This window comes from Microvirgula aerodenitrificans DSM 15089 (genome assembly GCF_000620105.1).
Lineage (GTDB): Bacteria > Pseudomonadota > Gammaproteobacteria > Burkholderiales > Aquaspirillaceae > Microvirgula > Microvirgula aerodenitrificans.
The window spans coordinates 287,057-299,419 of record NZ_JHVK01000005.1 but is presented as its reverse complement, the minus strand read 5'-3'; the positions used below and the strand labels follow the sequence as shown (position 1 = coordinate 299,419).

The following is a 12,363-nucleotide window of genomic DNA, read 5'->3' as shown; positions in this document are numbered from 1 at the left end:
AGCGTCGCCATCAGTGCCTCCCAGGCCGGGGTGCCGAGCAGGCTCTTGCCGATGGCCGGGGTATTCAGATAGCCGAAGTACAGGTCGAGGTACGGCTGGCCGCTGTCGGCCTCGCCGACATCGCCCGGCGATACCTTCAGGTGGCCGACACTGCCTTCGTCGACCAGCTGTTCCCAGCTGCGGGTGGTGGTGTCGGTAGTGAATACTGCCTGCGGCTTCGGCTGCGGCTTGATGATGCCGACCTGCTTGGCGATTTCATAGCTGGTGCGGGAAATCAGCTGGTTCTGGGCGATCAGGGTGACGGTCGCGCCGGAAATGGCGTCCATCGGCACATAGTCGCCGTCGGCCTTGCCGAGCTCGAAGCGGGTGCCGGCCGGGTGGCCGAGATACTGGCGGACGAAGTCGACCAGTTTTTGTTCCGGAATGCCGACCAGCAGGATCGGTTCGCTGTGCTTGAGAATGCGCACGCCGCGAATGGTGCCGGCACGGTCCATGCCGACCAGGGTCACCACCGGCTTGCCGGAGTAGGCTGGGATGTCGGCAACATCGGTCGACAGATAGACATAACCAATGGTCTTCCGTTCGCCGTTGACCGTGCGCCAGGCTTCGACGTAGCGCGGCTGGCCCTTGCGCGGCGAGAATGCATCGGCTTCCGGCATCACCGAGCGACAGTCCAGCCAGCGGCACATGTCGGCGTCGGTGCTCAGCTCGTGTGGCAGCGGTGCTTCGTAAGATGACGCCTGGGCACAGGCCATCAGGACCAGTGCCGCCAATCCCAGCAGACGGGCAATCATGCAGGTCCCTCGCAGCGGTAATTCAGATGAGCTCAGGGTAATGCACTTGCCATGTCAGGCGCCTTGACTCGTATCAACGGCCTCAGGGCGCTGGCGCGTCGCCCCGCGCTGCGGCGGTAAACGGCAGCTGATAGCGCTTGCCGCCGACCTCGATCGTCATCAGCCAGGCGCTGGAGCCGCTGACGCACACCGGCAGACCGACCTGCGCCTGCCAGTGGCCATCGGCGCGCCGGGTCGGGGTGAAGCGGGCGACGCCCATGGCCATGTCGGCCATTTCGAACAGCAGTACCGGTTGCGACGGCGCAACGATATCGACCACGAACGGCTGGTTGGCGCTGGGGGCCGACAGGGTGGCGATGCGCATGCCGTCGACGGTACAGCCCTGGCGCAGGCTGGCGCAGGACACCAGCACGTCTTCAACGGCGGCCGCAGCCGGCTGGCGCAGCATCAGCCAGCCAAACCAGGCCAGCGCTGTCGCGGCGGCAGCGAGCAGGGCAAGGCGCAGCGGGAGGGCAGAGGTCTTCATGCCGCCAGACTAGGGCAATCCGGGCGGTTTTCGGCACGCGTGTCGCTTTCGCTTGATCTGGCTCAGGCCGCCGGCATGGCGCTGTGACGCGGTGCTTGCCGTCAGTCTGTGCTAGTAAGGTAGCTGGCGTCGCAATCGTGACGCAGCATCTGACAGGAGGTCCCGCCGATGAAACATCTCGTCTCCCTTTCTTCCGCCGTACTCGCCGTGGCGCTGGTCGCCGGCTGCGCGACCGGCCAGAACGCCGCTGCCCCGGGCGCTGCGCTGCCGGCCGGCAACTGGGCGACCAGCGACGGCCTGACCGTGAAAATCCTTGATGGGCAAATGCTGGCCTCGACCCAGTGCAACCGCTTCGGCGCACCGGTCTCGGCCCAGGACAACCGGCTGGTCTTCGGCACCATCAAGGCCGACAGCCGTGCCTGCACGGCGGCGATGATGCCGGCCGAGAACGCGGTGATGGACTTTTTCCAGTCCAACCCGCCATTCGTGCTGAAGGACCGCAGCACGCTGGTGATTGGCAGTGAAGGGCAACAGATCACATTGAAGCGGACGCCGGTGGTGCTGCCGAAGTAGCGGCCGGGGAGGAGGGACTGGCGGGACGCTGGTCCTTTTGTTTTTCGGGATACTGGCCGGGATTTTTTGCGACGCCGTATTTTCCATTTGCGACATTGGCATTCAATGCCGCCGATTAAACATTCTGGCCGGTTGTCATTAACTCATGTCCGTGAACGACAAAAAAATGTCGATATTTCGCACGTCCTGTTTTTGCCTACGTTACTTTTTCGGCAATAACTTTGCTGTAGATCTAGTTTTTTGTTTAAAACAGCAAAAATAATAACGCATGATCAATATTGCGACGCGGAATGGGCCACTTCATACCGGCATGCGAAGTGAGAATATGCGGTTTGGTGTGCGGTTTACTCGTTTGGAATTTTTGTTCCCGTGCAAACCGTGCCCGGCACGCAGGGGTGATTCCATTTTTCCCCTGATATATACTCGTCATAACGGTGCAAAAAGCAGAAAAACACGGCGATTCGCTATATTGACTTGCGCCTGATCCTTGACGTAACCTGCCTCCACAAATTTACTGCAGGCTAAGGTCCGTCGCCTGGATAGACCCGTAGCAACTGTCATTAACGAGGGTGGAACACGTGCATGCCACGCAACCCACTAAAACCCAACAAAAAAAGGTGAGTATTATTATGAGCGGCTATAACGCAGTCCTGGCACGGAATACGGAAAATGCGCCGAAGGCGATGGGTCCTTATTCGCAAACTGTTGCTTTCTCTCATTACAATAACCTTTCGGCTCAATTGCCGGTTGATCCGAAGACGGGCAAGCTGGTTGCCGGTGGCGTGAAAGAACAAGCCGAACAGTGCTTCAAGAACATCAAGGCAGTGGTCGAAAGTGTCGCCCATTCGATGGACGATATTGTTCGCATTTCCATTTTCGTCAAAAACATTGCCGACATTGACGCGGTCAATGCCGTCTACGCAACCTTCTTCCCGGGCTATGTGCCGGCACTGACGACCGTCGCCGTTGCTGCATTGCCCCTGAATGCACTGGTGCAAGTCGAAGCGCTGGTTTCGAATGGTGTCGGCACCATCCCGGGCGCACCGCAAGCCGGCGACCTGATCAAGCTCGCCCGCAACACGAAAAACGCTCCGACCAGCCCGCTGTCCACGCAAACCGTCGCGTTCTCCCACTACAACAACATTTCCGCCCAACTGCCGATCGATCCGGAATCCGGCAAGCTGGTCGCCGGTGGCGTGAAAGAACAGGCTGCCCAGTGCCTCAAGAACATCAAGGCCATTCTGGAAAGCATCGACGTTCCTTTCGACGATATCGTCAAGATCAACATCTTCCTCAAGAACTTCTCGGATCTTGACGCCGTGAACGAAGTGTATACGACGTTCTTCCCGGATTCGGCCATTGCCCGCGCCGTCGCCTATGTGCCGGCACGCACTGCTGTTGCCGTCGCCGGCCTGCCGCTGGATGCGCTGGTGCAAATCGAAGCCGTCGTGTCGCACGGTGACGGTACGCCGCCGCAACTGGTTGAAGACCGTCACGGGATCGTCATCAAGGCGAACAACACCGAAAATGCACCGCAGAGCGCCCTTTCGACGCAAACCGTTGCTTTCTCCCATTACAACCACATTTCGGCCCAGCTGCCGCTGGACCCGAAAACGGGTGCTCTGGTTGCCGGTGGTGTGAAGGAACAGGCTGCCCAGTGCCTGAAAAACATCAAGGCTATCGTGGAAAGCATCAACCACGTCATGGCTGATGTGGTCAAGGTCAACGTCTTCGTCAAGAACATCGACGACATGAGCGCTGTGGACGAAGCCTACACGGCATACTTCCCGGGCGGCGTGCCGGCCCGCCGGACCGTTGGCGTTTCCGTTCTGCCGAACAATGCCCTGGTCCAGATCGAAGCCGTTGTCGCGCATGCTGAAGGCACCCCGCGCAAGGCATAACAGGCACAAGCTGTTGAACAGGCAACGGCCATCGTTGCCTGTTGATGCCTGCGGGAAGGCGTAATCGCCTGTCCCGACCGTGAAAAAGGAAGCTGAAATTCATTTCGGCTTCCTTTTTCCGTTTTACGGCGGCCGGCTTTCGGCGCTCCCTGCCTGATGCCCGCACCGCGCTGGGCCGGCTGATTCTTCTGGAATAAGATCATCGGCTACCCATCCGGATGGAGCATTGCATGTCAGAGATCGCCCTTGCCGCAAAAGAAGCCGTCGGTGCTTCGTTCTCGCTGGACAAGATGAAGCTTGCCCGTGACAGGACCATGGAAGCCGTGCACCGGATTGCCGGACGGGTCCGGCCCGGCATGACCGAGCTGCAGGCGAAGGAACTGGCCAGGACCGTGCTCGAAGACATGGGCATGGACCGCATCTGGCACGGCATCCTGGTCCGCTTCGGCCGCAGCACCCTGAAAATCTTCAGCGAGAAGATCGACCCGGACAACCGGCTCGGGGAGGACGACATTTTCTTTATCGACCTGGGCGTGGTGTGGGAAGGGCATGAAGGGGATGCCGGCGCGACCTTTGTCGTCGGTCAGGACCCGCGCAAGCTGGCCTGTGCGGCGGCGGCGCGGCAACTCTGGGATGAGGTCAGGGAAAAATGGCTGCACGACAATCTGGCCGGACCGGCGCTCTACCGCTTTGCGGAGGAACGCGCCAGCGCGATGGGCTGGGTGCTCAATCCCGAGATCAGGGGCCACCGCGTGTCCGACTTTCCGCATGCGATCTACAAGGCCGGCAATCTGGGCGATTTCGCCGACTGCCCGGATACGGGCTTGTGGATTCTTGAAATCCAGATTGCCGACCCGGCCGGTGAATACGGGGCTTTTTACGAGGACCTGCTGGTCCGGGCGTAACCCGATCGGCCGACGGTGATCGGCCTTGCCCTTTATTCGACGCTGCCGGAGCGCCGTGCCCGCTCACAGCGGCAACTGCCGGTCCTGCACCACATTCTTCATCACCAGCGTGGAGATCAGCCGCTGGACACTGGGCAGTGTCGACAGGCGTTCATCGTACAGCTGCTGGAAGGCGGGCAGGTCGCGGGTGATGACGTGGAGCAGGTAGTCGGGATCGCCGAACAGCCGTTGTGCCTGAACCACCTGCGGCACGTCCGCCAGCGAGGCCTCGAAGGCCTGGACGGCGTTGTGATCGCCGTCGCGCAGGGTGACGAAGACGATGGCGGAGAAATTCAGCCCGAGGTTCACCGGGTCGAGACGGGCGTGATAGCCCTGGATGGCGCCGGACTGCTCCAGCGCCCGGACCCGGCGGTGGCAGGGGGAGACGCTGAGTCCGACCCGCTCTGCCAGCTCGGTGACGGAAAGGCGCCCGTCGGCCTGGAGCTCGGCAAGAATCCTGCAATCAATCTTGTCCATGTAGAAAATTTTCCCAAAAACGGTAATGCCGGCACAAGGAATTGAAAGCACATTCTAGCTTCCGGAGAATATTATTTCCAACAGCAACATGAATTTGGAAATATTTACTTCTGGAGCGGAATGAAATGGAAAAATCTCGGTGTCGATGCCGGGGACAGGCGGGCCGCGCTGGTGCGCTGTGCTGTATCTGCTGGTCGGGTCAGGAGCGGCAATCATGACGCCCAGTATCTTTGCGGCATTCTGGGTGGTGTCGATCCTGTTCATCATCACGCCGGGGGTGGACTGGGCCTATGCGATTTCCGCCGGCATGCTGGGCCGGGTGGTGGTGCCTGCCGTGGCCGGGCTGCTGCTTGGTCATCTGATCGCGACACTGGTGGTGGCGGCTGGCGTCGGGGCGCTGGTGGCCAGCAATCCGGCGGTGCTGACCGTGCTGACCGTGGCCGGTTCCACCTATCTGCTGTGGCTGGGGATCGGCATGCTGCGTCATCCGCCGCAGCCGCGTGCCGGCGAGACCGCCGGGTCCCGCTCATGGGCGCGCTGGACGCTGAAGGGCACCTGTGTCAGCGGGCTGAACCCCAAAGTGTTCCTGCTGTTCCTGGCACTGCTGCCGCAGTTCACCGATCCGGCCGCGGCCTGGTCGATACCTGCACAGATCATGGCGCTCGGGATGGTGCATCTGCTCAGCTGCGCCGTGGTCTATCTGCTGGTCGGTTTCAGTGCCCAGGCCGTGCTGCAGACCCGCCCGCAGGCCGCGCGGGTCGTGAGCCGGTTTTCCGGTGCGGCAATGGTCGTTATCGCCTTGCTGCTGTTCACCGAACAGGCCATTCACTGAGGTGGGTCCCATGAGCAAAGACCGGATTCCCGCCAGCCTTGGCGGTGAAGTACCGCTGCCCAGTGACCAGGCGCCAGGTCTGTCGACGCGCCCGCGCGGACAGGTCACCACCCGGCAGATTGCCGGGATGCGGGCCGGCGGCGAGAAAATCGCCATATTGACCGCCTATGATGCCACTTTCGCCGCCGTGGCCGATGCGGCCGGCGTCGACTGCATCATGGTTGGCGATTCGCTGGGCATGGTGTGCCAGGGGCAGACCAGTACCGTCGGCGTGTCGCTGGAGAGCATGCAGTATCACACCCGCTGTGTTGCGCAAGGGCTGGCCCGGGCGGGCGGCGGAGCGCTGATCGTGACCGATCTGCCTTTCGGCGCTTATCAGGTCTCGCGCGATCAGGCGATCCGTTCCGCCGTGCAGCTGATGCAGGCCGGCGCACAGATGGTCAAGCTGGAGGGCGGCGGCTGGACCACCGATATCGTGGCTTTTCTGGTCGAGCGGGGCATCCCCGTCTGCGGGCATCTGGGGCTGACGCCGCAAACGGTCTCGGCGCTGGGCGGCTACCGGGTGCAGGGCCGCGACGACGTGGCAGCGCAGCGTCTGCGGGCGGATGCCGTGGCGCTGGATCAGGCCGGCGCCACGATGATGGTGCTGGAAATGGTGCCCGCCCGGCTGGCCGCGACCGTTACCGGTGACATGACTGCCTGCGCCACCATCGGCATTGGCGCCGGAAACGGCACTGCCGGCCAGGTACTGGTCATGCATGACATGCTGGGCCTCAATCTGGGGCGCATGGCGAAATTCGTGCGCAACTTCATGCTGGAGACCGGCGAGGTGCGGGCGGCGTTCGCCGCCTATGTCCGGGCGGTCAAGGACGGGTCGTTTCCCGATAACGGGCTGCATGGCTGGTGATGTTTGCCGCACCGGGCTGCTCCGGCATGTCCGGATGGTCAAATGGCTGCACCCTGACAGGGCGCAGCCATTTTTTCTTTACCGGGGCGAGGGACTTTCCCTTCCCGGAATCAGAACACCACCTTCACCGCCTGCTCGCCGAGCCATTCGCGCAGCGCCGCCAGCATGCCGTCGTCGAGCTTGACCCGCCAGTCGTCGCCAAGCTGGAGCAGGCAGCGCGCGTCGGCGTTGCGGTAGTCGATGCGCAGCGGGCAGCCGCCGCCGACGTGCGGCGAGATCAGCGTGCGCAGCCGGTTCAGGTCGGCGCGCGACGACGGCATGTCGACGGTCAGCGCCTTGGCGAACTGGCTTTTGGCCTCGGCCAGATCGAACACGGTGTCGGCGACGATGCGCATGCCGCCGGTAAAGTCGTCATGGCTGACCTTGCCGGACACCACCAGCACCACGTCTTCCTTCAGCTTGTGGCGGGCCTCGTCGAACGCCTCGCTGAAGATCGACACTTCGACCTTGGCCGAGCCGTCGTCGAGCTGGATGAAAGCCATCTTGCCGCGGTTGCCGATCTTGGTGCGGATGCCGGTAATGGTGCCGGCCAGCCACTGCGGTTCCTTCTTCGGCGACAGCCGGTTCAGCGGCGTGCGGATAAAGCGGCGCACGGTTGATTCGTAGGCATGGAACGGATGACCGGACAGGAAGAAGCCGATGGCGGTCTTTTCCTCGGTCAGCCGGGTGGCCTCGTCCCACGGCTTGACGTCGACCATGTCCACCGTCGGCACGTCCTCGGCCTCGAACATGTCGAACAGGCCGCCCTGGTTGATGTTCTCGGCCTCCTGCTCGGCGACCGACATCGCCAGTTCGACGTTGGCCAGCAGTTTGGCACGGTTGTCGTCGATGGCGTCGAAGGCGCCGGCACGGATCAGCGCCTCGATGGTGCGGCGGTTGACCAGACGCTTGTCAGTGCGGCGGCAGAAGTCGAACAGGTCGGTAAAGCGGCCTTCGCGGCGGACCTCGACGATATGCTCGACCGCGGCTTCGCCGGTGCCCTTGACCGCACCGAGCGCATAGCGGATGTGCTTGCCGTCAGTCGGCACGAAGCGGTAGAAGCCCTCGTTGACGTCCGGCGGCAGGAACACCAGCCCGTTTTTCAGCGAGTCGTCGTAGAACACCCGCAACTGGTCGGTATTGTCCAGTTCCGACGACATGGTTGCGGCCATGAATGCCGACGGGTAGTGCGCCTTCAGCCATGCGGTCTGGTAGCTGACCACGGCGTAGGCGGCGGTGTGCGACTTGTTGAAGCCGTACTCGGCGAATTTCGCCATCAGGTCGAACAGGTACTCGGCCAGTTCCTGCTTGTAGCCGTTCTTCAGCGCGCCGGCGACGAACAGCCCGCGGTGCTTGTCCATCTCCTCGGCTTTTTTCTTGCCCATCGCCCGCCGCAGCATGTCGGCGCCGCCGAGCGTGTAGCCGCCGATGATCTGCGAGATCTGCATCACCTGTTCCTGGTACACGATCACGCCATAGGTCGGATCGAGACACGCGGTCAGGTCGGGGTGGAAGTAGTCGACGGCCTGCTTGCCGGCCTTGCGCAGGATGAAGTCGTCGACCATGCCCGAGCCGAGCGGGCCCGGACGATACAGTGCCAGCACGGCGATGATGTCTTCGAAGCGGTCGGGCTTGAGCTTTTCCAGCAGCTTCTTCATCCCGTCCGATTCGAGCTGGAACACGGCGGTGGTGTTGGCCTGCTGCAGGATGCGATAGGCGGCGACGTCGTCGAAGCCCATGTGGTTGAGGTCGATGTCGAACTTCGGATCGAGCTTGTGGATGTATTCGACTGCCAGCTCGATGATGGTCAGGTTGCGCAGGCCGAGAAAGTCGAACTTGACCAGACCGACTTCCTCGACATCGCCCTTGTCGAGCATCGACACCGGCGACGCGTCATCGCCGGACGCCTGGTACATCGGGCAGAAGTCGACGATCTGCCCCGGGGCGATCAGCACGCCGCCGGCATGCATGCCGATATTGCGGGTCACGCCTTCGAGTTTCTTCGCCAGCGTCCACAGCTCGGCGACTTCTTCCTCGTTGGCAATGCGTTCCTTCAGCGTCGGCTCCATCTCGACCGCGTCGTCGAGCGAGTACTGCTTGCCCGGCGCGGCCGGGATCAGCTTCGACAGCCCGTCGCAGAACGAGTACGGCAGATCGAGCACGCGACCGACGTCGCGCACCACGGCCTTGGCGGCCATGGTGCCGAAGGTGGCAATCTGGCTGACGGCGTCGGCGCCGTATTTCTCGCGCACATACTCGATCACGCGCCAGCGATTGTCCTGGCAGAAGTCGATGTCGAAGTCAGGCATCGACACCCGTTCCGGGTTCAGGAAGCGCTCGAACAGCAGGGCGTAGGCCAGCGGGTCGATGTCGGTAATGCCGATGCTGAAGGCAACCAGCGAGCCGGCGCCGGAACCCCGGCCCGGACCGACCGGGCAGCCGTTGCCCTTGGCCCAGTTGATAAAGTCGGCCACGATCAGGAAGTAGCCCGGGAAGCCCATCTGGATGATGGTGTCGAGCTCGAATTTCAGCCGGTCGCGGTAGCGCGGCATGTTCTGCTCGCGCAGCGCTTCATCCGGGTACAGTGCCTGCATGCGCTCGACCAGACCTTCTTCGGCGCGGTGGACCAGGTAGTCGTCCAGCGTCATGCCGGCCGGGGTCGGGAACAGCGGCAGGTAGTTCTTGCCGAGTTCGATCTCGATATTGCAGCGACGGGCGATCTCGACGCTGTTTTCCAGTGCTTCCGGCACGTCGGCAAACAGCGCCGCCATGTCGTCGGCAGACTTGAAGTACTGCTGGTCGGTATAGCGGCGCGGGCGCTTCGGGTTGCCGAGCATTTCGCCCTCGGCAATGCAGACCCGGGCTTCGTGCGCCTTGAAGTCGTCCTGGTCGAGGAACTGGATCGGGTGGGTGGCGACCACCGGCAGTCCGGTTTCGCCGGCCAGCCACAGCGTGCGGTCGACGCAGGTTTCGACCTCCGGCTTGCCGATGCGCTGGATCTCCAGATAGCAGCGGCCGGGGAAACGTGTCTGCCACTCGGTGGCGCGTTGCCGCGCCTGTTCCAGATTGCCGGCCAGCAGGGCCTGGCCGACGTCGCCGAACTGGGCGCCGGATACCAGGATCAGGTGTTCGCACGATGCCGCATCCAGCCACTCGCGCTTCAGTTCGGCACGGCCGCGATACTGGTTGGTGCGGTAGGCATCGGTCATCAGCTCGCACAGGCGATGATAGCCGGTGCGGTTCATCGCGATCAGCAGCAGGCGGAACGGCTGGTCGCGGTCGGTCTCGTTTTCGAGCCAGGCGTCGACGCCGATAATCGGCTTCACGCCCTGCTTCAGGCAGGCCTTGTAATGCTTGACCATGCCGAACAGGTTCATCAGGTCGGAGATGCCCAGCGCGGGCATGCGTTCGCCAACGGCGCGCTTCACCGCGTCATCGACGCGGGTGATGCCGTCGGTGACGGAAAATTCGGTGTGCAGGCGAAGGTGAACGAAACGGGGTGTAGTCATCCGGGCATTTTACCTTGCGATGGCGGCAGGACGAAAATTGCTGCTCGCCGGCTCAGACTGGCCGACCCTCTGCCGGCCAGGCACCGGCAAACGCCTGCCAGTGCGGATGGTCGCCGGCCTGCTGCGCGACCCAGTCGCGGACGCGGGCGACTTCTGCCGCGTACTCGTCGGGCGACAGCGCGCCGCGCAGCAGCTGGAAGCGGAGGAATACCAGATAGGTGTTGGCTGCGTCGGTTTCGCAGTAGTCGCGGATATCGTTGATCCGGCCGTCCTGAAAGGCCTGCCAGACCTTGCTGCCGTCCATGCCGAGCTTGCCGGGGAAACCGCACAGCCTGGCGATGTCGTCCAGCGGCGCACTGGCGCGCGGCTGGTACAGCGCCATGACGTCCATCAGGTCCAGATGGCGGGAGTGATAGCGGCTGATGTAGTTGTTCCACTTGAAATCGCGGCTGTCGGCGTAGTCGCCGTCGCCCTGGTCCCAGTAGCGCGGCGCGGCAATGCCGTTGATCAGCGCACGGTACTGCAGCGCGGGCAGGTCGAAGCCGCCGCCGTTCCAGCTGACCAGCTGCGGCGTGTACTTTTCCACCAGGGCGAAAAACGCGGCGATCATGTCGCGCTCGCTGCTGTCGGCGCTGCCGAGCGTGGCAATGTGCAGCTTGTCCTGACCCCAGCGCAGCACGCAGGAAATCGCCACCGCCCGGTGCAGGTGATGCGGCAGGAAATCCGAGCCGTTCCTGGCGCGCTGGCGCTGCAAGGCCCATTCGGCCACGTCGGTGTCGGGCATGTCCGGCGACAGGTCGTGGATGGCGCGCAGGCCGGAGATGTCGGGGATGGTTTCGATGTCGAAGGCGAGAACGGCGTGCATGGAGAAGAATCCGGAAAATCGTGCCCGGATTCTAGAGCCTGGGGGGCGGGCTGTCGTGTCTGCGTGCAGGAATGTGGCGCGGGAGAAACGGGGAGCATGCCGTCGGCATTGGCGGCATGTCCGGGACCGCATTCAGCAATGCAAGGCCGGAAACGGCCTTATGGGCGGCCAATGGAGAACATCAGTCCGGTCACGTCGGAGGCTGTCGCGCTGTATTCGAGCTTGCCGACCCGTTGCGAGACGGGTTTCGGGCTGCTGATATTGGCGACAGCTTCCTTGACCAGCGCAATGACCGCCTGATTGTTCTCGTCCCTGGGGACGGTCGGGTTCAAGGCCTGGGCGGCGAACAGCAGCATGGCCAGCGACCGCACATTTTCCGAATTGTCTGTTTTTGAACCGGATGTGACCAGCATCACATATTCCAGGGAACCGTCCTGCTTGCTGACCGCGCCCATGATGCCGGCCTGCCTGGAAAACTGATGGGTAAAGGTATCGTTTTTTTCTCCGGAGCTGATGGTCAGCCTGGGAATGGCGTAGCGGGGATCTTCTTCACCGGCAATGGCATTGAATGATTTCCGGAACCCTTCCGGCGTCATGCCCAGCCCCTTGCCCGACTGCACGGCTTCCGCCGGGTCGAGGACCGGCGCGGGCGCTGCCGCGCCATCCCCGGCTTTCGGATACAGCCCGCCGGCAACGCCGAAGGCGATCAGGGCCGCAAGCAGACCACCCGACAGCAGATGGGTACGGGGCGGGGTGTCGCCGGTTTTCCGGTTCCTGAACAGGGCCGGCGCAATCAATCCCAGCACGGCGATCAGCAGAAACACGAGTCCGATCAGGGCGGCGAGGCCAGTGAGTATCAACATCAGGATTTCCCGGGGGTATGGGTGAATAGCAATTGAATTTATTTTCGCCGCCAATTATCCACTCATCATCTCTTTGCCGGCAAATGCCGCCCCGATCCGCATCCTGCTGCAACGCAGAATGACACGCCGCTTT

At 62.7% G+C, this 12,363-nt stretch carries 11 protein-coding genes; 5 read left to right on the top strand and 6 right to left on the bottom strand.

The annotated features are described in order from the left end of the window. A partial coding sequence (locus tag Q352_RS0108310) for an FMN-binding protein (RefSeq protein ID WP_028498955.1) occupies window positions 1-794 on the bottom strand: 794 nt, incomplete at its 3' end. Window positions 795-876: 82 nt separating this feature from the next. After that, window positions 877-1,320 (bottom strand): hypothetical protein, encoded by a 444-nt coding sequence (locus Q352_RS22255; protein WP_051528779.1) that lies wholly within the window; start codon window positions 1,318-1,320, stop codon window positions 877-879. Between the two features lie 168 nt (window positions 1,321-1,488). Here Q352_RS22255 and Q352_RS0108300 point away from each other — a divergent pair, with 168 nt between their 5' ends. The 3 genes from Q352_RS0108300 (at window position 1,489) to Q352_RS0108290 (ending at window position 4,699) form a co-directional block, all read left to right on the top strand. Further along, the gene (locus Q352_RS0108300; protein ID WP_028498954.1) at window positions 1,489-1,893 is read left to right on the top strand and encodes an META domain-containing protein; all 405 of its coding nucleotides are present in this window, start codon (window positions 1,489-1,491) and stop codon (window positions 1,891-1,893) included. Window positions 1,894-2,522: 629 nt separating this feature from the next. Beyond that, window positions 2,523-3,794: a RidA family protein gene (locus tag Q352_RS0108295; protein WP_028498953.1), complete on the top strand. Its 1,272-nt coding sequence runs from the start codon at window positions 2,523-2,525 to the stop codon at window positions 3,792-3,794. A 230-nt stretch (window positions 3,795-4,024) separates the two neighbouring features. Further along, a complete protein-coding gene (locus Q352_RS0108290; RefSeq protein ID WP_036385647.1) occupies window positions 4,025-4,699 on the top strand; it encodes a M24 family metallopeptidase in 675 nt (224 codons plus the stop codon). A gap of 63 nt (window positions 4,700-4,762) precedes the next feature. On the opposite strand, the gene Q352_RS24275 is transcribed toward Q352_RS0108290, so the two are convergent. Then, a complete protein-coding gene (locus Q352_RS24275; RefSeq protein WP_028498951.1) occupies window positions 4,763-5,215 on the bottom strand; it encodes an Lrp/AsnC family transcriptional regulator in 453 nt (150 codons plus the stop codon). A 214-nt stretch (window positions 5,216-5,429) separates the two neighbouring features. Here Q352_RS24275 and Q352_RS0108280 point away from each other — a divergent pair, with 214 nt between their 5' ends. Further along, window positions 5,430-6,047 carry a LysE family translocator gene (locus Q352_RS0108280; protein ID WP_028498950.1) on the top strand — a complete coding sequence of 206 codons (618 nt, stop codon included), beginning with the start codon at window positions 5,430-5,432 and terminating at the stop codon, window positions 6,045-6,047. Window positions 6,048-6,057: 10 nt separating this feature from the next. Continuing rightward, window positions 6,058-6,954, top strand: coding sequence for a 3-methyl-2-oxobutanoate hydroxymethyltransferase (panB, locus tag Q352_RS0108275; RefSeq protein ID WP_028498949.1), 897 nt, complete (start codon window positions 6,058-6,060; stop codon window positions 6,952-6,954). Window positions 6,955-7,064: 110 nt separating this feature from the next. On the opposite strand, the gene dnaE is transcribed toward panB, so the two are convergent. The 3 genes from dnaE to Q352_RS22250 form a co-directional block, all read right to left on the bottom strand. Next, a complete protein-coding gene (dnaE, locus tag Q352_RS0108270) occupies window positions 7,065-10,502 on the bottom strand; it encodes a DNA polymerase III subunit alpha (protein WP_028498948.1) in 3,438 nt (1,145 codons plus the stop codon). Between the two features lie 52 nt (window positions 10,503-10,554). Then, window positions 10,555-11,367, bottom strand: a complete 813-nt coding sequence (locus tag Q352_RS0108265) for a 3'-5' exonuclease (RefSeq protein ID WP_028498947.1) — start codon at window positions 11,365-11,367, stop codon at window positions 10,555-10,557. Between the two features lie 158 nt (window positions 11,368-11,525). Further along, window positions 11,526-12,230, bottom strand: coding sequence for a hypothetical protein (locus Q352_RS22250; protein ID WP_051528778.1), 705 nt, complete (start codon window positions 12,228-12,230; stop codon window positions 11,526-11,528). Window positions 12,231-12,363: the final 133 nt, after the last annotated feature.

Bases quoted from the DNA above. Each gene is read 5' to 3' on its own strand.
- Q352_RS22255 (WP_051528779.1), bottom strand. From the start codon at position 1,320: ATGAAGACCTCTGCCCTCCCGCTGCGCCTTGCCCTGCTCGCTGCCGCC.
- Q352_RS0108300 (WP_028498954.1), top strand. From the start codon at position 1,489: ATGAAACATCTCGTCTCCCTTTCTTCCGCCGTACTCGCCGTGGCGCTG.
- Q352_RS0108295 (WP_028498953.1), top strand. From the start codon at position 2,523: ATGAGCGGCTATAACGCAGTCCTGGCACGGAATACGGAAAATGCGCCG.
- Q352_RS0108290 (WP_036385647.1), top strand. From the start codon at position 4,025: ATGTCAGAGATCGCCCTTGCCGCAAAAGAAGCCGTCGGTGCTTCGTTC.
- Q352_RS24275 (WP_028498951.1), bottom strand. From the start codon at position 5,215: ATGGACAAGATTGATTGCAGGATTCTTGCCGAGCTCCAGGCCGACGGG.
- Q352_RS0108280 (WP_028498950.1), top strand. From the start codon at position 5,430: ATGACGCCCAGTATCTTTGCGGCATTCTGGGTGGTGTCGATCCTGTTC.
- panB (WP_028498949.1), top strand. From the start codon at position 6,058: ATGAGCAAAGACCGGATTCCCGCCAGCCTTGGCGGTGAAGTACCGCTG.
- dnaE (WP_028498948.1), bottom strand. From the start codon at position 10,502: ATGACTACACCCCGTTTCGTTCACCTTCGCCTGCACACCGAATTTTCC.
- Q352_RS0108265 (WP_028498947.1), bottom strand. From the start codon at position 11,367: ATGCACGCCGTTCTCGCCTTCGACATCGAAACCATCCCCGACATCTCC.
- Q352_RS22250 (WP_051528778.1), bottom strand. From the start codon at position 12,230: ATGTTGATACTCACTGGCCTCGCCGCCCTGATCGGACTCGTGTTTCTG.